General features: G+C 63.9%; 19 protein-coding genes and 1 pseudogene. 10 read left to right on the top strand and 10 right to left on the bottom strand.

Annotation, left to right across the window (positions count from 1 at the left end; genetic code table 11):
* Positions 1-2 precede the first annotated feature (2 nt).
* On the bottom strand, positions 3-1,265 hold the full coding sequence (locus C0V82_RS19740) for a glycerate kinase type-2 family protein (protein WP_425438253.1): 1,263 nt from the start codon (positions 1,263-1,265) through the stop codon (positions 3-5).
* Positions 1,266-1,696: 431 nt separating this feature from the next.
* Here C0V82_RS19740 and C0V82_RS19735 point away from each other — a divergent pair.
* Positions 1,697-2,451: pseudogene (locus C0V82_RS19735) on the top strand (IS5 family transposase).
* Between the two features lie 76 nt (positions 2,452-2,527).
* Here the strand turns inward: C0V82_RS19735 and C0V82_RS19730 are convergent.
* The 3 genes from C0V82_RS19730 to C0V82_RS19720 form a co-directional block, all read right to left on the bottom strand.
* On the bottom strand, positions 2,528-3,985 hold the full coding sequence (locus tag C0V82_RS19730; RefSeq protein WP_158660065.1) for a sensor histidine kinase: 1,458 nt from the start codon (positions 3,983-3,985) through the stop codon (positions 2,528-2,530).
* Between the two features lie 87 nt (positions 3,986-4,072).
* Positions 4,073-4,963, bottom strand: a complete 891-nt coding sequence (locus C0V82_RS19725; protein ID WP_102114103.1) for a dioxygenase family protein — start codon at positions 4,961-4,963, stop codon at positions 4,073-4,075.
* Positions 4,964-5,171: 208 nt separating this feature from the next.
* Positions 5,172-5,900 (bottom strand): response regulator, encoded by a 729-nt coding sequence (locus tag C0V82_RS19720; RefSeq protein ID WP_308421118.1) that lies wholly within the window; start codon positions 5,898-5,900, stop codon positions 5,172-5,174.
* Positions 5,901-6,125: 225 nt separating this feature from the next.
* On the opposite strand from C0V82_RS19720, the gene C0V82_RS19715 reads away from it, so the two are divergent.
* From C0V82_RS19715 to fucP, 9 genes are all read left to right on the top strand, one after another.
* Positions 6,126-6,443, top strand: coding sequence for a TrbC/VirB2 family protein (locus tag C0V82_RS19715; RefSeq protein WP_102114101.1), 318 nt, complete (start codon positions 6,126-6,128; stop codon positions 6,441-6,443).
* The gene (locus C0V82_RS19710; RefSeq protein WP_188595137.1) at positions 6,443-6,721 is read left to right on the top strand and encodes a VirB3 family type IV secretion system protein; all 279 of its coding nucleotides are present in this window, start codon (positions 6,443-6,445) and stop codon (positions 6,719-6,721) included. Before C0V82_RS19715 ends, C0V82_RS19710 begins: the two co-directional genes overlap by 1 nt.
* 25 nt (positions 6,722-6,746) lie before the next feature.
* A complete protein-coding gene (locus tag C0V82_RS19705; RefSeq protein WP_102114099.1) occupies positions 6,747-9,143 on the top strand; it encodes a VirB4 family type IV secretion/conjugal transfer ATPase in 2,397 nt (798 codons plus the stop codon).
* On the top strand, positions 9,140-10,354 hold the full coding sequence (locus C0V82_RS19700) for a TrbL/VirB6 family protein (protein WP_102114098.1): 1,215 nt from the start codon (positions 9,140-9,142) through the stop codon (positions 10,352-10,354). The genes C0V82_RS19705 and C0V82_RS19700 overlap by 4 nt, the downstream gene beginning before the upstream one ends.
* Complete coding sequence (locus C0V82_RS19695) at positions 10,351-11,100, top strand: TrbG/VirB9 family P-type conjugative transfer protein (protein ID WP_158660064.1); 750 nt, start codon at positions 10,351-10,353, stop codon at positions 11,098-11,100. Before C0V82_RS19700 ends, C0V82_RS19695 begins: the two co-directional genes overlap by 4 nt.
* Positions 11,100-12,176 carry a TrbI/VirB10 family protein gene (locus C0V82_RS19690; RefSeq protein WP_102114096.1) on the top strand — a complete coding sequence of 359 codons (1,077 nt, stop codon included), beginning with the start codon at positions 11,100-11,102 and terminating at the stop codon, positions 12,174-12,176. The genes C0V82_RS19695 and C0V82_RS19690 overlap by 1 nt, the downstream gene beginning before the upstream one ends.
* Positions 12,173-13,141, top strand: a complete 969-nt coding sequence (locus C0V82_RS19685) for an ATPase, T2SS/T4P/T4SS family (protein WP_102114095.1) — start codon at positions 12,173-12,175, stop codon at positions 13,139-13,141. Before C0V82_RS19690 ends, C0V82_RS19685 begins: the two co-directional genes overlap by 4 nt.
* A 133-nt stretch (positions 13,142-13,274) precedes the next feature.
* Positions 13,275-14,288 carry a zinc-binding alcohol dehydrogenase family protein gene (locus C0V82_RS19680; protein WP_199772541.1) on the top strand — a complete coding sequence of 338 codons (1,014 nt, stop codon included), beginning with the start codon at positions 13,275-13,277 and terminating at the stop codon, positions 14,286-14,288.
* A 51-nt stretch (positions 14,289-14,339) separates the two neighbouring features.
* Entirely contained in the window at positions 14,340-15,611 is a 1,272-nt protein-coding gene (gene fucP, locus C0V82_RS19675; RefSeq protein WP_102114094.1) for an L-fucose:H+ symporter permease, read from the top strand.
* Between the two features lie 52 nt (positions 15,612-15,663).
* Here the strand turns inward: fucP and C0V82_RS19670 are convergent, their stop codons facing one another.
* The 6 genes from C0V82_RS19670 to C0V82_RS19645 are packed head-to-tail and all read right to left on the bottom strand — an operon-like array spanning position 15,664 to position 20,659.
* Positions 15,664-16,509 carry a fumarylacetoacetate hydrolase family protein gene (locus tag C0V82_RS19670; RefSeq protein WP_102114093.1) on the bottom strand — a complete coding sequence of 282 codons (846 nt, stop codon included), beginning with the start codon at positions 16,507-16,509 and terminating at the stop codon, positions 15,664-15,666.
* A 20-nt stretch (positions 16,510-16,529) separates the two neighbouring features.
* On the bottom strand, positions 16,530-17,267 hold the full coding sequence (locus C0V82_RS19665; protein ID WP_102114429.1) for an SDR family oxidoreductase: 738 nt from the start codon (positions 17,265-17,267) through the stop codon (positions 16,530-16,532).
* Between the two features lie 21 nt (positions 17,268-17,288).
* Positions 17,289-18,485 (bottom strand): UxaA family hydrolase, encoded by a 1,197-nt coding sequence (locus C0V82_RS19660; RefSeq protein WP_102114092.1) that lies wholly within the window; start codon positions 18,483-18,485, stop codon positions 17,289-17,291.
* Between the two features lie 10 nt (positions 18,486-18,495).
* Positions 18,496-18,789 carry a UxaA family hydrolase gene (locus tag C0V82_RS19655; protein WP_102114091.1) on the bottom strand — a complete coding sequence of 98 codons (294 nt, stop codon included), beginning with the start codon at positions 18,787-18,789 and terminating at the stop codon, positions 18,496-18,498.
* A complete protein-coding gene (locus C0V82_RS19650; RefSeq protein WP_102114090.1) occupies positions 18,789-19,622 on the bottom strand; it encodes an amidohydrolase family protein in 834 nt (277 codons plus the stop codon). Before C0V82_RS19650 ends, C0V82_RS19655 begins: the two co-directional genes overlap by 1 nt.
* Positions 19,619-20,659, bottom strand: coding sequence for an aldo/keto reductase (locus C0V82_RS19645; RefSeq protein WP_102114089.1), 1,041 nt, complete (start codon positions 20,657-20,659; stop codon positions 19,619-19,621). Before C0V82_RS19645 ends, C0V82_RS19650 begins: the two co-directional genes overlap by 4 nt.
* Positions 20,660-20,745 lie beyond the last annotated feature (86 nt).

The following is a 20,745-nucleotide window of genomic DNA, read 5'->3' as shown; positions in this document are numbered from 1 at the left end:
CCTCATTCGATCAGGATGGCCCTGAAATCATTCACATTGGTTCGTGTCGGCCCTGTGAACAGCAGGGTTCCCAGGGCATGGAAGAAGCCATAGCCGTCATTGTCGGCCAGCCGTTCAGAAGCGGAGATGCCGGCGTTCGTGGCGCGTGCCAGGATATCGGGTCCGATCCAGGCGCCGGCATTATCCTCCGACCCGTCAATGCCGTCGGTATCGGCGGCCAGCGCATGCACGCCAGGCAGCCCGCTCAGTGCAATGGCCAGCGCTAGCAGGAATTCGGCATTGCGTCCGCCCCGGCCCTGTCCCCGCACGGTCACGCTTGTTTCGCCGCCCGACAGAAGAACGCAGGGGCGTGGGGTGGGGATATCACCGGCCAGAACCGCTTTCGCGAAATCGGCATGCTGCACCGCGACATCGCGGGCCTCGCCCTCAATCGCGCTGCCCAGGAAGATCGGGGCCACACCCATGCGCCGTGCGAGATCAGCCGCCGCCGCAATGGCATCGGCGGGCCTTGCCACAAGGATGGCGCGGCCCGAGGGCAGATCATCCAACGATTTCGGCGTCTCGCTTTCCGGGTTGGAAAGCCAGCCTGTGACGGCGACAGGTGCGTCGATCCCATATCGCGACAGGATGGCCAGCGCCTCTGTCCGGGTGCTAGGATCGGGCAGGGTCGGGCCGGATGCGATGGTGGCCGGATCATCGCCCGGCACGTCGGAGATCATCAGCGTGTGAACCGGGGCCGGCGCGGCCATGCGTGCCAGACGCCCACCTTTCACCGCCGACAGGTGCTTGCGCACGCAATTCATCTCCGTGATGGTCGCCCCGCTTTTCAGCAGGGCGCGGGCCACCAACTGCTTGTCGGACAGCGTCAGCCCCGGTGCCGGCGACGCCAGCAGGGCCGACCCGCCCCCCGATATCAGGCACAGAACAAGGTCGTCCGCGGTTAGTCCCTTCAACAGGGCTAGCATTCTGGTGGTGGCCTGGATGCCGGCTTCGTCGGGTACCGGATGGGCGGCTTCCACCACCTCTATTCGGCTGCACGCGACGCCGTGGCCATAGCGGGTGATGACCAGCCCCGAAATTGGCCCCTGCCAGCACTGCTCCACAGCCGCCGCCATGGCGGCGGCTGCCTTGCCGGCCCCGACCACCATCGTGCGTCCCTTCGGGAGCGGCGGCAGATGGGGTGGTACGCAGGTAACGGGGGAGGCGGCGTTGACCGCCGCCTCCATCAACAGGCGTAGCAGATCCTGTGGAGCTGGACGCGTCAAATCGCATTCTCCAGGTGACTGTCGCACCAACGGTGCGAGGTGGGTTGGAAGCGCCGAAATTAGCGCCCAGGAACACCCCCTGGAAAGTACGCTTCACCTCATTGCTCAGGTTTTTGCCCCACAGCGACACCGACCATTTGCCGGACGCATCGGGGAAGACGATGCGCCCGTCGACGAAATGCGTCGCCGGGCGGCGTTCCGGCCCTTCATTGGCATTGTCTGTTGATTTTCACGCGGAACTGACCCGGGATTTCCGTCGAGAATTGAGCCACCATTGAGTTATGCGGCTTGGTTCATGATTGGGTCAAGGCGTGTGGATTTCCCTTTCTCTTTCCGGATGCTACGGCAGTCTAGGGACAGAACCGTAATAGTGCATTGAAATTGCTGTGAGAGTGTGATTCCAAGGCGTGAAAAATGCGTTGGAGGATTGAATGCAGGGGATTTTCTGGCTTTCGGATGAAGCGTGGGCAGCGATTGAGCCGCACCTTCCCCGCCATACCGTTGGTGCGCCGCGTGTTGACGACCGTCGCATCATCAGTGGGATTATTCATGTACTCAAGATCGGCTGCCGCTGAAAGGACTGTCCGCCGGAATATGGCCCACCGACCACGGTCTACAATCGGTTCAACCGCTGGTCCGGACGCAAACACTGGTACCGGATATTACAGGCGCTGGCCGCCGGGCAGTGGATCACGACCAGCGTGGCCATGGATGGCAGCTACGTGAAGGCACATCGGTGTGCCCACGGCGGAAAAGGGGGGGCAACGCGCAAGCAATTGGCATTTCCAGGGGCGGTCAGACCACAAAAGTCCACGCCCTGACGGATACGCTCGGCTTCCCGGTGGTCTTGCAAGCAACGGCGGGCAACGTTTCCGATATCACGATGGCCGAGACCCTGCTGGCTGAGGTTGATGGTTGCCGCTATGTCCTGGCCGACAAGGGATATGACAACGATAAATTGCGGGCCAAGATCAAGGAGAGGGGCGCTAAGCCCGTCATTCCCGGCAGAAAGTCACGCAAGAAGCCCATCCGCTTCGACAAGGTCAGGTACAGATTCCGGTGGATGGTCGAGGCCGTCTTCTGCCGCCTCAAGGACTTCCGACGCGTCGCAACTCGATACGACAAGCTCGCCAGAAACTTCCTATCCACCCTCGTAATTGCAACCATCGTAGCGTACTGGACCTGATTGAGTCTGGGCCCTAGCGATCAGACGAAAGTTTGTATCCAAAATATACTATAATGAATTCTTAACCGAGTTGCAGCTACATGGGCTTCAGGGGCAGGGTGACACGGGCCACCAATCCCCCTGGCGGGCGGTTGGTCAGCATAATATCGCCCCCATGGGCCCGTGCCACGGCACGCGCACTGGCCAGACCCAGACCCGCCCCGCCGGTATGCCGGTTGCGTGAAGGTTCCACGCGGAAGAAGGGCTCGAACACACGCTCCAGAAGGGCATCGGGAAGGCCGGATCCTTCATCCTGAACCTCAATTACCGCGCTGTCTTTCTCCGTCGTCAAACGCACCAGGGCGGAACTGCCATAGGTGACGGCGTTGCCGATCAGATTGTCCAGCATGCGGGCGATACCGGATGCGTCACCCTCAATCCAGGCCGGCTGCATGACCCCGTCGGCAACCGGCTCCCCCATCTGACGACTGGCCTGGGTCTGGCGCAGGATCAGTGCCTGAAGGTCGATGGTGCTGCGTGTGACTGGCTGGGACAGGTCCTTCACGAACGACAATGTCGCCGCGATCATCTCCCGCATCTCTGCGATATCGCCTGCCGCCGCCTCACGCACGGCGTCCGGCGCCTCTTCCAGCCGGAAGGCAAGCCGGGCCAGAGGGGTGCGCAGGTCATGCGCAATGGCGGCAACCAAAAGGGTTCGGTCATCCACGTACCGGCGCAGCCTTTCCTGCATCTGGTTGAAGGCGGTGGCAGCGGCGCGCACCTCTGGCGGGCCCGCATTGGTCGGGACAGCCGGGGCGGCGGGATCGCGGCCCAGCCGTTCTGCGGCCTGGGCAAACATGGCAATGGGACCCGCCAGCCACCGTGCCAACCACCAGGCGAGTGGCACAACCACGCCCAGCCCTGCGATAAGCCAGTAGAACATCCTCAAGTACCAGCCGCGCAGGCCCCCACCTGCCGGTTGCACGATCCGCCATTCCCCGCTGGGCAGTTTCAGGGCGGCGGAGAAGTCGCCGATGATGGCGTCGTCACGATGGACCATGCCGCCGAAACGCGGCCCTGGTCCCGGCCCCGGTTCAGGTCCAGTTCCCGGTGGGGGGCCGGAAAAGCCCCTGTCGGGCGGTGGCGGGCGGTCACCGTGCGGTGGCGGTGGGCGATCCCCATCAGGGTCGCCGGGGAAGCCGCGCGGGCCAGGACCGCGGCCACCCGGATCACCGGGCCCGCGCAGTTCCAGTCGTACGAAGCTTTCATCCTCCCCCAGCGCATTGACCAGCCATTGCCGGTTGGCGCGCAGCCGATCCGACGGACCGGCATTGGGGGGCGGCTTACCGGAGGTGGTGACTTCAAAACCGGGTGCTGCAATGCCCGATCGCAAGCTTGCTGCCACACCGGCCAACATGTGCTGGCTGGGTGGCGGCATGGGGGCTGCCAGCAGCAGCAGGAAGTTCAACGCCTGGGCCAGCAACACACCTGCCAGCATCAGCACAAAGATGCGGACGAACAGGGGCCAGCGGGCCAGAAGATTGGGCAACTTCAACAGGGCAGCCACCATGCGCCGGGAAAACAATAACAACATAGGCCGGTGGCCCGGTTCCGCGAAAGGGGCAAGCCACCGGCCGCAGGGTCAGACGCCAACCGTCACGCTGGCGGTGTAACCGGCCGATACGCTGCCCGACATGGTCAGGGTCTGGGCGGCGATCTGGGCGGCGGTGTTGTCGCCGAAGACATTATCGCTGGACAGGGTGACAGCGTTCAGGGCTGCCGTGCTGTTGCCATAGCCGCCGGCGGCATAGACGGTGGCGCAGACACTGCCCGGTACCGCAAACTGGGAGATCAGGGCGGCGGTGCGGCCCGTGCCGCTGGTTGCGGCGGCCTGGCTGGTGAAAACTTCGAAGTGGATATGCGGATAACGACCCTGGTAACAGCCGGGAACGATGGTCTGGAACGTCACCTGGCCATTGCTGTCAGAAATCTGCATACCGCGCAGGTAGCTCTCGGTCGGCAGGTCATAGAGCGAGTATTTGCCCGCCGCATCGCAGTGCCAGATATAGATGGCGTAGCCCGACAGCGGCGTACAGCCCGTGGAATTCTGCAAGGTGATGGTCAGCGTCATCGGCACGCCCGTCGCCTGGGTCGTGGAACTGATGAAGCTGGACCGGATGTCCGACCGGATAACACCGGAGGAGGTCAGCACATTGGAGGTGGCGCCGCTGGAGGTGTTGGTGCCGTCGGCGGGGTAGGGGCCGTTAGTTTCGCTTGCATAATCGACGCAGGAACCGCCGGTGGTGGTGGTGCCGCCAGTGGTGGTTCCGCCCGTCGTGCTTCCCGTGGTGGTTGTGCTGCTGGTCGTTGTGCTGTCCGACCCGCCGCCACCGCCGCAGCCCGTGAGCAGGGCCGCCAGACCGGCGCCGCCCAGCAGCGACAGGGCGCGGCGGCGTTCCAGGATCTTGGTGTTCAGGGTTTCCAGGTCGAAGAGCAGACCACGGTCATGATCCTCGATATGATGTTCGCTCATCTCTTATCTCCGTTTCGGGGGTGTCCGACGGGGGCACCGCCGTTCGCGGTTCAAGGGATGGCGGGTGGATGTTGCCTGGGAATGTCAGACGTATTTCAAGGGTCCGTCCGGCCCCGTCATATTATGTCGCCTGAAAAATTATGTCGGCGGTAAATTGGCGGGTTCCTGAAGGGGTGTGGCGGGAATGCCGCAATCCCTATCGCAATCCCTATCGCGTGACAGTGGGGACAAACATATAGCCTTCATTGCGCACCGTACGGATCAGTTCCGCACTGTCATCGGCGGCGGCCAGTTTTCGGCGCAGACGACTGATCTGCACATCGATGGCGCGGTCGAAATGATCGGTGCTTTCGCCATGGGCGAAATCCAGCAACTGATCACGGGTCAGCACGCGGCGCGGATGATCGACCAGGGCGCGTAGCAGGCGGAACTCCGCGTCCGACAGGGTCACATCCTGGCCCGACGGGGCCGCCACCATGCGGCTGTCGGGCTGCATGCGCCAGCCGGCAAAGCCGATCCAGTTTTCTGCCACGGGTGGCAGGGCGGCGGTGGCCGGTTCCGCCGTGGCGGCAGCACCACGGTTGCGGCGCAGGACGGTGCGGATGCGGGCCAGCAGTTCGCGCGGATTGCATGGCTTTTCCATGTAATCCTCCGCACCCATTTCCAGGCCGACAATGCGGTCGACATCCCCGCCCACGGCGGACAACATGATGACCGGCGGACCACCCCCGGCCACCAGCCCCTTCAGCGCGGTTAACCCGTCCTCCTGCGGCATCATCACGTCCAGGACGATCAGGTCGTAGCTGCCCGAAGCCAGTTTCGCCCGCATTTCAGGCGGATTGCCAGCGGTGTCGGTGCGGTAACCGTGCCGTTCCAGGAATGTGGAGATCAGGCCACGCAGGCCCGGATCATCATCCACGATCAATATGCGGGTCATCAGATCCATATCCCGATTATGGCGTCGTGACCTTCTCTGTACGAGCCGAAAATCGCCTCTCCATGTCGGATTGTTTCAGCATGTTGCAGCGGGCAAACGGTTTTGCCCCCGGTTGCAACGCGCCTGACACAACATGGCGAGGGGTTCCATCGTCCCGACATATGCCGGCAAAGCCCGTCCCCTATCCCTTGGTCCCAGTCCGATGCGACACCAAGGGAGAAAAGCATGCGTACCCTGAAACGAACCCTAGCGGCGCTGGCGCCCCTGCTGCTGTCGGCCCATGCGGCCCTGGCGCAGAATGCCGGCGGTGATCCAAAGGGGGCTGGCCCCATTGTCGCCGCCCTGTCCTGGATGCAGGGCACCCTGATGGGCAATGTTGCGACCACGGTCGCCGTGATGGCGGTGGCTGCGGTCGGTTTCCTGATGCTGACGGGCCGGATGAACTGGCGCTTCGGGGCGACCGTGGTCCTGGGCTGCTTCATCCTGTTCGGTGCGGGGGCTATCGTCTCTGGCATCCAGGCAACGACGTCGGTGTCCCGCTGATGCTGGCCCGCGCACCCGTATTCCGTGCCCTGACCCGGCCCCAGATGTTCGCGGGCGTGACCTATAATTTCTTCGTCATCAATCTGCTGGTGACGACCGAGGCCTTTCTGGTCACGCGGTCCTTTCTGGCCCTGCCGGTTGCACTTCTGGTGCATGCCGCCGGCTATCTGGCCTGCCTTCGCGAACCACGCATTTTCGATCTCTGGCTGACCAAGGTCACCACCTGCCCGCGTGTCCGCAATTGGAAGCGCTGGCGCAGCAACTCCTACGGCGCATGACGCCCTGTTTTGGTGGAGAAGTCCAATGCCGACATGGAAAGGTCCTGCTTCCTGGGCCGGTCGTGAAGCCAGCGCCTGGGACCGGCTGCCCTATCAGGCGCTGTTGGACGATGGCAGCCTGCTGCTACGCGACGGGTCGCTGCTGCGCACCATCCATGTGGCGGGTCTGCCGTTTGAAACGGAAGATTCAGAGGCGCTGAACCACCGGCTGGCGGTGCGGGAGGTGATGCTGCGGTCTGCCCTGGATGCGCGGCATGTGGTTTATCACCATGTCATCCGCCGTCGGATACAGCCGGAACTGACGGCCAGTTTCGAGAGCCCGCTGGCCGGGCTGATCGACAGACGCTGGCAGGAACGCTTGGCCGACCGGCGACTGTTCATCAATGAACAGTTCCTGACCATCCTGCGCCGCCCAGCACGGGGCAAGGCCGGGCTGCTGGATCGCATCCTGTCGCAGGGTCGGTCGGCCCAGCGCCTGGATGCCGACCGCCGAGCCCTGGAAGCGGCCGTCACGGCCCTGCTGGCCGGTCTGGAACCCTATGGCGCCCGCGTGCTGGGTACCTATGACACCGCCTATGGCCCTTGTTCAGAGGTGCTGGAACTGCTGTCGGCGCTGTATAATGGGGAGATGCGGCCCGTGCTGCTGCCGCCCAAGGCCACCGACATCGGTCGCCATATCCCCTATTCCCGCGTCAGCTTTGGTGTTGATGCGCTGGAACTGGCGGGACCGACAGGCCGGCAGGTGGCCGCCGGCCTGTCGGTGAAGGAATATCCGGACGCGACGCGTGCCGGTCTTCTGGACAATATTCTTCGCCTGCCGGTCGAACTGACCCTGACGGAGAGCTTCGCCCCGGTGGACCGGCAGACGGCGCGCGAACGCATGGATCTGGCGCTGCGCCGCCACCGTGCGACGGATGAGGAGACGGTGACCGAACGGGCCGAGATGTTGATGGCGCGCGACGCGCTTTCGGCGGGGCAGGTGGGGTTCGGCGATCATCATCTGGGACTGCTGGTGCGCGCATCCGACATGGCGGGTCTGGATGATGCCGTGGCCCTGGCCGGTGCCGCCCTGGCCGATATCGGCGCAATCGCCGTGCGCGAGGATGTCAATCTGGAGCCGCTATTCTGGGGGCAGTTCCCCGGCAATGAGCGTTTTCTGGTCCGCCGCGCCCTGATCTCCACCGCCAATGCCGCCGGCTTCCTGTCATTGCACGGCTTCCCCTTGGGCAGTGCCGGCGGCAACCATTGGGGCGATGCCGTGGCCATGTTCGAGACAACCAGCGCCACCCCGTACTTCTTCAACTTTCATGAAGGCGACCTGGGCAATTTCACCATCATCGGCCCATCCGGGTCGGGCAAGACCGTGGTGCTGAATTTCCTGGCTGCCCAGGCGCAGAAATACAAGCCGCGCACCATCTTCTTCGACAAGGACAGGGGGGCGGAGATTTTCCTGCGCGGGATCGGTGGGCATTATAGCCGGCTGCTGCCCGGTGAACCGTCGGGCATGAACCCGCTGCACCTGCCCGACAGTGCCGTCAACCGTGCCTTCCTGCGTCTATGGCTGGCCTGCCTGTTGAAGGCGGAAGGACCAGAGGAAGAGGCAGCGATTGCCGATGCCGTCGATGCCTGTTTCGAGCATGCCCCGCACCTGCGTCGCCTGCGGCATTTCCGTGAACTTTTGTCGGGGGCCACGCGGCCCATGCCGGGCGATCTGGCCAGCCGGCTGTCGCCCTGGATCGGTGCCGGCGAACATGCGTGGCTGTTCGATAATGAGGTGGACCGGCTGGATCTGGACGCTCGGGTTCTGGGCTTTGATATGACGGCGCTGCTGGATGTGCCTGCCCTGCGCACGCCGGCCATGATGTATCTGTTCCACCGTATTGATGAACGGCTGGACGGTGATCCGGCCATGATCCTGATCGATGAGGGCTGGAAGGCGCTGGACGATCCCGTCTTTGCGGCCCGCATCCGCGACTGGCTGAAGACGCTGCGCAAGCGCAACGCCATTGTCGGCTTTGCCACGCAATCGGCGCGAGACGCACTGGACAGCCGCATCGCCAGTGCCATTGTCGAGCAGACCGCCACCATGATCTTCATGCCCAATCCAAAGGCGCGGGAGGATGACTACTGCGCCGGATTTGGCCTTTCGGCGCATGAGCTGGAGTTGATCCGGGGCCTGCCGGCGCATGGGCGCTGCTTCCTCGTCCGCCATGCCAACCATTCCATCGTGCCACGGCTGGACTTGGGCGGCATGAACGACATGCTGATGGTCCTGTCGGGGCGGGAGGCGAATGTCCGCCGCCTGGACATGATCCGCGCTAGCACGGGCGATGATCCTGCCCGCTGGTATCCGCGTCTGACAGGTACACCCTGGCCTGACGCGACGGACCTGTCGGGGCTTGAAAGGCTGGCCGCAGAATGACGACCCTGGCTTGCCCCGGATATTCCAGTCTGGATGGTGCGGGCGGGGTTGCCGGCGCGCTGCGCGCCGTCGACTGTCTGGCGGCCCAGACCACGGAAAAGGCCTTTTCCACCCTGCTGGGCCCCGACGGAGCGCTGGAGCAGGCGCTGACATTGCTGCTGACGCTGTATGTCGCGCTGATGGCGATCCGCATGCTGACGGGGCGCACGGGTGTCGGCCTGTCCAGCCTGACCCCGCGCATGATGGGGCTAGGTCTGGTCCTGTGTTTTGCCACCTCCTGGGCCGCCTATCATCAGGTGGTGTGGAACCTGCTGGTCGGGGCACCCGACCATCTGGCCTCGCTGCTGGCCGGCACGCGGGGATCGGCCCCGTCGCTGTTTGCCGACCGTCTGGATCAGCTGTTTCAGCTTGTCCTGGATGCGGCCCGGCAGTCGGTGGTGGCTGGTGGGGAGAAGCCAACCATGCTGGCCGGCATGCGCCCGGCGGATCTGTTGTGGATCGCGTCGCTGCTGCTGCTGTTCGGCACGGTGGGCGTGTTGGTCGCGTCCAAGATCGCGCTGGCCGCCCTGCTTGCCCTGGGGCCGGTGTTCATCGTGCTGGCCCTGTTTCGTGCGACGAGCGGGCTGTTTGAGGGGTGGCTGCGCGCATCCATTCTGTTCGCTCTCGTGCCCCTGCTGACGGTGCTGGTGGGTACAGGCGCGCTGGCGTTGATCGCACCCGCGCTGTCGGACCTTGCCAGTTCCGGCGGCACGCCGACGCCGGAACTGGCCGTGTCGGTCCTGCTTGGCGCGGGTGTGTTCAGTTTGTTGATGCTGCTTGTCCTGCGGGTGGCATCGACTTTGACGGGGGGATGGCGCTTGAACCTGCATGGTCCGCAAAGCGCGTCTATCGGTCGAGGGGCACAGGGCCGGACGGCGCAGGCAACTGCCACTGCCGCCGCACCCGTGGCCGCCATGGCCCCCGCCGCATCGCGGATCAGTGCCATGTCAACCGCCGCAACCGTCATGATGCCCAGCACAAATTCGGACCTGCGCCTGGGCGGGATGGGTGGTGGCGCCAGCCGGCCAGCCGCCACTGCCCCCGGTGCCAACATTCAGACCCTAGGGGATGCTGCCCGTTCGGTCCCCGGCCCCGGCCCCCGATCCAACCGCCCTGCAACCGGCCTGGGCCAGCGTTTCCGCAGCCCGGCCGTGAAAGGAACACCGTCATGACCAAGCGTCCTCTGGCCCTGCCGCTGCTGGCGGTCCTGCTGTCCACCACGCCCTGCTTTGCCGATAACCGCATCATCTGGACACAGTATGATGAAGCCACCGTGGTTACAGTACCCGGTCGCGCCGGCATCCAGACTACAATTCAGTTTGAAGCGGGCGAGCGGATTGAAAACGTGGCCATCGGTGACAGCGCCGGATGGCAGGTGACGCCCAACCGCCGCGCCGACCTGCTGTTCCTGAAGCCGATCCTGCCCGACAGCCGCACCAACATGACGGTGGTCACCGACCGCCGCACTTATCTGTTCGACCTGACGACCGGGGGCAAGGGCGGGCCGCTTTATGTCATGCGCTTCAGCTATCCCAAGCCGTTTACGCCGCCGGCCCCCACCGTGGCAGAGGCACCGCCGCCCGACATTACGTCCAACCCGGCCCCAAAGGTCTCGGAAGAGCTGGCGGTCCCCCAGCCCAGCGACCTGAATTTCGCGTGGGAGAAGCAGGGGCCGGAGAAGATGCTGCCGGCGCACGTTTTTGATGATGGTCATTCAACGTATCTGCGCTGGGAAGCCGGGGCCGAGGTGCCAGCCATCATGGTGGCCGGACCGGATGGGGTGGAAGGTCCCGCCAATTACGCCATGCGCAATGATCTGATCGTCCTGGACGGCGTGCCGCGCCGCATCACCCTGCGCAATGGCAAGCGTACGGCCAGCCTGATCCAGACCACCCAGACTGCGGAAAGGACCCAGTGATGAGCTTCACCGCCGACACCGTTCGTGTCAGTGACGATCCCCGCCTGTCCATGTCCGCTGGTGCATTGGTTTTGGCCGGCCGCACCCATTACCCCGTGGTGGCGGCCCGCCACAGCGGGGGCAACTTGGGAATGGCCGCCGGTGTGGCCTGCATCCTCGCGCTGGGTGGCCTGACCTTCTGGGGTTTGAACCAGGCCCGGCAGCCGATAGCGGAAACAGCGCCCCTGCCGGCCCCGCCCGTCCCGCCGCCGGCCCCGGTGGCCGCCTTGCCGGTCCCAACCCCGGCCCCGGTACCGGCGGCGGTGACACCAGCGCCGGTTCCCGCGCGGACGCCCGATCCGCAGCGTCTGGCCGCCCCCGTCATGGTCTTTGACATGTCCGTGCCGGCGCCGGCCACGGCACCCACGGCAGGCCCCACTGCGCCCGTAAACCCGGCAGCCCCAAACGCGCCAGCGGCCTTGTCGGAGAATGAAGCGTTTGCGATGCGGGTCGGCAATGGCGGCGTGGATACGGCCAGCGCCGTGCATGCCATCACACCGGCCACGACGGTGGCGCAGGGTGCCCTTATTCCCGCCGTTCTGGAAACCGCCATCGACAGCGACCTTCCCGGTTATGTCCGCGCCTTGGTCAGCCAGGACGTGCGGTCGTTCGATGGCAGTCGCGTGCTGGTGCCCCGTACCTCCCGCCTCATCGGACAGTACAAGTCCGGGCTGCAGGCGGGGCAGAAACGGGTTTATGTGCTATGGACCCGGCTGATCCGGCCCGATGGTGTGTCCGTGGCCTTGGCATCGCCCGCCATCAGCCACGATGGCAAGTCGGGCCTGTCTGGTGATGTCGATACGCATTTTGTTGAACGGTTCGGGTCAGCCACCATGCTGTCGGTGGTGGGCGCCCTGTCGGCCATCGGCAATGCCGCCCTGATCCTGTCGGGGTCGCAGTCGGCGGCAGGCGTGGCGGCACAGCGTGACAGCCAGATCCCGCCCACGATCCGCGTCGATCAGGGGGAACCGATCCGCGTCTTCGTGGCCCGCGATCTGGATTTCTCCCTTGTTGCCAATGGCGGAGGCCGGTCATGAATGCCAGTGTCGCCGTCCTGAATGATGCCGTCTATCTGTCTGAATATCTGACCCCGTTTCAGCCCTTGCTGGGGGATGAGCGGGTGACCGAGATCATGGTGAACCGGCCCGGCGAAGTCTGGGCGGAACGGGCGGGTCGCGGCATGGGCTGTCACCAGGACCCCCGCATCGACGATCAGTTGCTGCGCAGGCTTGCCGAACAGGTGGCGCGCCTGTCCAACCAAGGTATCAACCGTAACCAGCCGCTTCTGTCCGGTCGCTTGCCTGATGGGGCGCGTGTGCAGTTTGTGGCCCCATCCGCCACGCGGGGCCACTGGGCCATGGCGATCCGCCGTCACCGGCTGGTCGATGTGCCGCTGTCCGCCTATGGCGCCCTGCCGCCGGCGCCTGATGATGGCTGGCGCGGGCGTGACCCGATGCAGGACCCCGCCGCCTATCTGGCCGACGCCATCCGGGCACGGCGCACCATCCTGGTCAGCGGCGGCACCTCCACGGGCAAGACCACCTTCCTGAATGCGCTGCTGCGGCAGATGCCGGAACAGGAACGGCTGGTGGTGGTGGAGGATACGCCGGAGATCACCCTGTCCGCCCCCAATGCCCTGGGCCTGGTGGCCGTAAAAGGCGAGATGGGGGAGGCGCGGGTGACTGCCAATGACCTGTTGCAGGCTTCCCTGCGGCTGCGCCCTGATCGGATCGTGCTGGGTGAATTGCGGGGCGAGGAGGCGGTCAGTTTCCTACGCGCCGTTAATACCGGTCATCCCGGCTCCGTCAGCACCATTCACGCCAACAGCCCCCAGGGTGCCTTGCAGCAACTGGCCCTGATGGTGATGCAGACCGGGTTCAACCTGTCGGTCCAGGACACCATCGCCTATGCCCGATCTGTCGTAGATGTGATCGTGCAGCTGGATCGGCGGGATGGTGAGCGGGGCATCAGTGCCATTTGGGAAACGGCCCAGGCCATTTGAAAGACCATCGGTAGCGGACTGCCCCCCCGTCATTGCAGTCGGCATTTCACGCTGGCAGTGGTGCCTCCAATTGTGTATATGAGAATTAATTTCCATATATAAGATGGACCCCCGTTTTTTGAATACGGAACCGATGATGAAGGCAGTTGTCTGTGAGCAACCAGGGACCTTGTCGCTGGTCACCCGGTCCCCGCCGGTGCGGCAGACGGATGAGGTGCTGGTCCGTATCCGTTGTGTCGGATTATGTGGCACCGACTACCATATCTACGAAGGCAATCAGCCATATCTGGCCTATCCACGTGTCATGGGCCATGAACTTGCGGGGGAGGTGGTGGAAGCCCCTGCCGGCTCGGCCCTTCGGTCTGGACAGACCATCACCATCAATCCCTACCTGCCCTGTGGGACCTGCCGCGCCTGCCATCGTGGGCGGCCCAATTGCTGTTGCAACATTCAGGTTCTGGGCGTTCATCGTGATGGGGGGATGGTAGAGCTGTTATCGGTGCCCGAAGATGCCGTGATCGACGCGACCGGCCTGACGCTGGAACAGGCGGCGATGGTGGAGTTTCTGTCCATCGGCGCCCATGCCGTGGCGCGGTCAGGGGCAAGGAAGGGGGATCGGGTATTGGTGGCGGGGGCCGGACCCATTGGCATCGCCACGGCCCTGTTCGCGCGCATGAATGGTGCCACCGTCACCCTTACCGACCTGCGCGATGCGCGGTTGGCCTATGCCGCATCCCGTCTGGGCTTCACCGACACCGTGCGCGGCGGCGAGGGGGCGGCGGAGCTTTTGCGCGCCCGCAGCGATGGGGAGATGTTTGACATCGTCTTCGATGCCACCGGCCATATCGGGGCCATGTCGTCCAACCTCTCCTATGTTGCCCATTCCGGCACCTTTGTGTTGGTGGGGGTTGCCAAGGGGGATCTGGTCTATGCTGATCCGGAATTTCACAAGCGGGAAACCACGCTACTGGCCAGCCGCAACGCCCTGAGGGCGGATTTCGATCGGGTTATCGCGGCCATTCGGTCTGGTGATATCCCCGATGCGGCCCTCTACACCCATGGTTTCGATGCGGTGGACATGCCAACCCGTCTGCCCCGTTTAATCGCGGAGGCGGACCACGTTTTGAAGGCCATCGCACGTTTCTAAACGCAACAGTCTGATAAGAGCCAGGAGAAGGCCGATATGTCAGGAGAGGAAATGTCTGGGCGCACAGAGGGACCATCGGCGTCCTTCATCACCCATGGCTACCGCTGGGGCTTCGCGCTGATTGCCAGCCTGTTTTTCCTGTGGGCCATTGCCAATAACTTCAACGACATCCTGATCCGCCACTTTCAAAAGGCCTTGGGCCTGGACCGGATGCAGGCGGGATTTATTCAGTTCGTGTTCTATATCGGCTATTTCGTTGTGGCCCTGCCAGCGGGTCTGGTGATGCGTCGCTTTGGGTATAAGGCGGCGATCATTACGGGCCTGTGTTTTTATGCGGGCGGCGCGCTGCTGTTCCTGCCCGCCTCTTACATCCAAACCTATAGCCTGTTCCTGACGGCCCTGTTCGTCATTGCGGCGGGGGCAGCGTTTCTGGAAACAGCGGCCAATCCCTATATCACTGCCTTTGGCGACCCCAGCCGTGCGCCGCAGCGCCTGAACCTTGCGCAATCCTTCAATGGCTTCGGGGCCTTTATCGCCCCCATCATTGGCGGCGTGCTGATCTTCTCCGGTATCGAGCATTCGCCAGAAGCGCTGGCCGCCATGTCGCCCGCCGATCTGGATGCCTACCGCGCCATGGAGGCATCGACGGTGCGACTGCCCTATGCGCTGCTGGCCGCCGTGGCGGGGTTCATTGCCCTGGCCGTGATCTTCACCACGCTGCCCAAGGGCGACTTTGAACAGGGTTCTGACGAAACATTCGGCAGCCAGGTCCGCCGCCTTCTCTCCCACCGCACCCTGGTGATGGCCGTCATCGCCCAGTTCTTCTATGTCGCGGCGCAGGTGGGGATCTGGAGCTATTTCGTGGATTTCGTGAAGGATGCGATGCCGGAGGTTCCGGAAAAGCAGGCCGCCTTCATGCTGTCGGCCAGCCTGATCCTGTTCATGGTTGGACGCTTTGTCGGCACGGCCCTGATGGCGCGCATCGCACCGGCCCGGCTGTTGGGTATTTATGCGGTGATCAATGCGCTGCTCTGTGGTGTGGCGGCGTTTGCACCGGGGCAGGTGGCTGTCGGCGCCTTGATGCTGACCAGCTTTTTCATGTCGGTGATGTTCCCCACCATCTTCGCGCTGGGGATCGACAAACTGGGATCGTTGGTGCCGCTGGGGTCGTCCTTCATAATCATGGCCATCATTGGCGGGGCCATCTGCCCACCTCTGATGGGCATGGTGGCGGTTGTCACGGGCACGATGCAGTTGGCGTTCCTGCTGCCCCTGGTTTGCTTCGCCTTTGTCGCCCTCTACGCCCTGCCCAAACGGTCATAAAAAAGGGGGGGCAGAACGATACGCCGTTCTGCCCCCCCCTTTTCTTGTACCTTCAAATCGGTGCCACAACCACCTGTTCCTGTTCGCCCAGACCCTGGATACCCAGGCGGATACGGTCGCCATGGGACAGGTATTTCGGCGGCTTCTGTCCCATGCCAACGCCCGGCGGCGTGCCTGTGGTGACAATGTCACCGGGTTGCAGGCTCATAAACTGGCTGAGGTAGGAGACGATGAAGCCTGGCTTGAAGATCATGGTCCGCGTGGACCCATCCTGATAGCGGTGGCCATTGACCTCTAACCACATGGACAGGTCACCGGGATCACCCACTTCGTCCGCTGTCACCAGCCAGGGGCCGATGGGGCCGAAACTGTCGCAGCCCTTGCCCTTGTCCCAGGTGCCGCCCCGGTCCAACTGAAAGGCGCGTTCGGACACGTCATTGCAGACGAAATAGCCGGCAATGGCCGCCTGACCCGCTGCCTCGTCCACATACCGGCATTCGGTGCCGATAACGAAGGCCAGCTCCACTTCCCAATCCAGCTTGGTGGAGTTCCGGGGCTGGATCACCGGGTCATTGGGGCCAGAAAGGGCGCTGGTGGCCTTCATGAACACCACCGGTTCCGCCGGAACGGGCAGGCCGCTTTCGGCGGCGTGGTCGGCATAGTTCAGTCCGATGCACAGGAACTTGCCCGGACGTGCCACACATGCCCCGTACCGTTCCACCTTTTCCACAACGGGCAGGGTGATGGGGTCGATGGCGGCGATCCGGGCCAGCGCCTCTGGCGTCACCGCCGCACCGTCAATATCCCCCACCACGGAGGACAGGTCGCGGATGGTCCCGTCAGCGGCGAGAAGGCCCGGCTTTTCAGCGCCGGCGGCGCCATATCGGAGCAGTTTCATGATGTTGTCCTAAATAGTAGTCAGTTGGTCCAACCGCCGTCGATGACATGGGCGTGGCCCGTGGTGAAGGCACTTTCGTCCGACGCCAGATAAAGGGCCAGCGCCGCAATCTCCTGCGGGGCGCCTACGCGGCCCATTGGCTGACGGGCGGTGAAGCTGGCCCAGGCCCCCTCGTAATCGCCGGTGGCGCGCAGGCGTTCATGCAGGGACGGGGTGTCGACGGTGCCGGGGCAGATCGCGTTGACGCGGATACCCTTGGTCACAAAATCCGCCGCCACCGCCCGCGTCAGGCCCAGGACCGCCGCCTTCGATGCGCCATAGATAAACCGGTTCGGCACGCCTTTGATGGAACTGGCCACCGACGACATATTGATGATCGACCCGCCGCCGCGTTCGATCATGCCGGGCAGGAAAGTGCGGATCATGCGGAACATGGCTTTGACATTAATGTCAAAGGACAGGTCCCATTCATCCTCGGTACATTCCAAAATGTTGCCGCCGGTCACGATGCCGGCACAATTGAACAGGACGTCGATGCCGCCAATTTCGGCATTGGCCGCGGCGATATCCGCCGGGTCGCGCACATCCAACCGGCGCGTCTTACAGCCCGACAAGCTGGACAATGCGCCGTCATTAATATCGGTGGCCCAGACCTTAGCCCCTTCCGCCACGAACAATTCGGCTGTGGCGCGGCCAATGCCCTGGCCGGCGGCGGTGATGAGGGCGGTCTTTCCCGCCAGTCTGCCCTTATGGCTCATGATGCCTGTCATGGCTCCGGTTTAGCGGGGAAAGCAGCCGGGCCCGGAGGGCTCGAACGCCTTATAGGTGAGGATGAATTCGCGGTGGCCCATGGCTTCGGATTTGGTTTCCGCCCCACCGGCGACCGCCTCGATCAGGGCGACAATCTCTGCCCCTACACTATCCAATGTCGCAGACCCGTCGAAGATGGCACCGGCATTGATGTCCATATCCTCCCCCAGACGCTGCCAGGTTTCAGGATTGCCGGTGATCTTGATGACGGGGGCGATGGCCGATCCCACCACCGACCCGCGCCCTGTGGTGAATAGGGTCAGATGCGCGCCGCTGGCGATCATTTCCACAATTTCGGCATTGTCGGAAATGTTGGGGAACCCGAAACGTGGCTCCCCATCGGGTACCACATCCATCAGGTACAGGCCGGGGGCGGTTGTGCGCTCTGGCGGCTTGATGACACCGATGATGGGGCGGCTGCCGGATTTGACGTAGGCCCCGGCCGACTTTTCCTCTTGTGACGAAAGGCCGCCTTCGGCATTGCCGGGTGCAAAACTGCCAAATCCCATGGTGCGGTAATAGGTTTCGGCCTTGGCGATGGATGCCACAATGGCATCGGCCACAGCCGGGCTGCCGGCGCGCTGGGCCATCGGCCCCTCGCACCCAATCATCTCCCCCGTTTCCTCAAAGATGCAGGTGGCGCCGGCATCGACCAGACCGTCAAAGGCACGGCCCACGGCGGGATTGGCCGTGATGCCGCTGGTCCCGTCTGACCCGCCGCAAACCGTCCCCACCACCAGATCTGACAGCGACAGCGGTACGCGCACCTGGGCGGCGGCCATCTGTGCCTTGACCCGTCCCACGGCCGCGCGGCCCTGTTCGATGGCGGCACGGGTGCCGCCCACCTGCTGGATCACGATGGTTTCCACCGGTCGGCCATGGGCGGCGGCATGGGCCGCCACCCCCTCGCGGTCAAAGCTTTCGCATCCCAGCGACACTAGGATGACGCCGCCGACATTGGGATGGGCGACCAGCGCCTTCATCATCCGCCGCGCGTAATCATTAGGGTAACAGCCGGGAAAGCCCACCAGATGCACCTGTGGGTCATCGGCCAGATCTACGATCCGCCGGGCCGTATGGTGGGCGCATTCCACCAAATAGGCCACGATCAGTACATCGCGGATGCCCTTGCGCCCATCGGGCCGCAGATAGCCTTGCGCGTTCATGGCGCCCCCTTCAGCCGGTGACGGCGTCGCGCATATGCGCGCCGATATAGTCGCTTTTCATGTTGTGCATATGGACCCAGCCGCCTGCCTTGATATCGGCGGTCATCGAACCGATGGACGCGCCGTACTTTATGACCTTGTCGCCGGTGCAAAGGTCACGGCGTGCCAGTTTGTGACCCAGGGCCACGCGCTGCTCTGCGATGATATCCACCCCTTCCACGCGGATATGTTCCCCCGCCTCCACCGTCCGGCAGCAGACAACGACATTATCGTCGCCATGCAGCAGGATCACCGCCGGTGCCATCACGGTCCCTCCAGCCTGTAAATACGTGCGGCATTGCCGCCCATGATCGCCGTTTTCGCGCCGGCCTCCAGCCGGGCCAGGAACGCCTGGGTCAGTGAATGCCAGCGGTGATAGGACCCAGCCAGGTCCAGCACCGGCCAGTCACTCCCCCAGATCAACCGATCCGGCCCGAACAGATCCAGCAGTTCCGCCATCCGGTCCAGAATTGCAGCATCATCCGTGCCGGGTGCCATTTCCGTCAGCAGACCCGAAAGTTTGCAGGTGACATTGCCGCATCGGGCGGCGGCGGCCATTTCACGGCGCCAACCAGGGATCGGACCCATGCCGATCGGGCCCTTAGCCCCGTGGTCGATGATGATGCGCAGATCGGGGTAACGCCGGGCGAGTTCAACGACACAGGCCAGTTGCGGCGGCATTACCAGCGCATCGAAGGTCAGGCCCGATGTCTGCAAGGCCTCAAGCCCGGCCGCCCGTCCGGGGCCAAGTATCCAGGCGGGGTCATTAATATCCTGCAGCATGGGCCGGATGCCGATAAACTTCGCCTGTGCCTGTCGCCGCGCGATCTGGTCGGCAATGTCTGGCGCGTCCAGATCAAACCAGCCGACCACCCCCTTAACCCAGGGTGTGGCCGCCGCCAGCCCCATGAGGAAGTCAGTTTCCGCAACCGTGGGTGCCGCCTGGACGAGGATGGTGGCGTCGATGCCAGCATCGTCCAGCAGGGGACGCAGGTCGGTCGGCAAGATCGGACGGTACAGCGTTGGCTGGTCTGGTGCCAGCCAGCCGTAATCGCCGCGCGCGGGGTCCCAGAAATGCTGATGCGCGTCGATGATCATCGCACGGCCCCAATTCCTGATGGGATGGGAGCATCGGGGCGCAGCAGGCCCAGATGCCGCAGTTCCGTCCAGAAATCTCGTGGTATTGGTGCCTCGTATAACTGCCGGATCGCCCGTACCCGATCAGGTGTGTCCAGGCCCGGAATGACGCTGGCTACAACCGGATGGGAAAGTACGAATTGCAGGGCAGCCGCGGGAAGGGCAACACCATAACGCCCGCATACATCCTCAATCCGGCCCACCCTTGCCAGGATTTCCGGCGGGGCGGGGGCATAATTGTAGTATCCGACGCTGTTACCGCGTGTGCCGGTCGCCAGGATGCCGGAATTGAAGATGCCGCCCAGGGTCAGGCTGATACCACGACGGGCGCAGAGGGGAATAAGGTCATCCAGCGGCCCCTGTTCCAGCAGCGTGTAGCGCCCGGCCAGCAGGATAACGTCCAGATCGGCCCGGTCCAGACAATCCAGGCAAGCCTGCACCTCATTCACACCAATGCCGAAGGCCGCAATCGCCCCCTCCGCCCGCAACCGTTCCAGTGCGTTGAAACCACCGCCTGTCGTCAACTGCGCCATCATGGCGCTGTTCGCATCGCCATGGGTCACCGCACCGATATCATGGACATAAAGGATGTCCACCTGCCCCAGCCCCAGCCGCTGCAACGACGCCTCGTGCGACCGCAGAATGCCATCATGGCTGTAATCGTAAACCGGGCGGAAGGGCAGGGCGGAGCGGAAGCCGCACCGTTCTCGATCGTCGATGACACCGGTGTCGACAGCCAGCAGGCGTCCCACCTTCGTTGATAGAACCACGTTGGTGCGTCCGCGCACCGCGTCCCCAACCCGCCGTTCCGACAGACCAAAGCCATAATAGGGTGCCGTATCAATATGCGTCAGTCCTGAATCCAGGGCTGTGGACAGGGTGGCGCGGGCCTGTTCGTCACCCACGGGGTTGTACAGATTACCCATGGGGGCGGCGCCGAAACCGATTTCCGGCACCGTCAGCGCTGTGCGCCCAATGCGGCGACGGGGCAATGTCATTCCATCCCCCCGGGCAATGGCACATGCTGTGACAGATCGAAAATCGGCTGCATAGGGCGCCATTTCTCCCCCGCTTGCGCTGTCGG

Source organism: Niveispirillum cyanobacteriorum (assembly GCF_002868735.1).
Lineage (GTDB): Bacteria > Pseudomonadota > Alphaproteobacteria > Azospirillales > Azospirillaceae > Niveispirillum > Niveispirillum cyanobacteriorum.
This window is presented reverse-complemented; position numbering and strand designations above follow the sequence as displayed.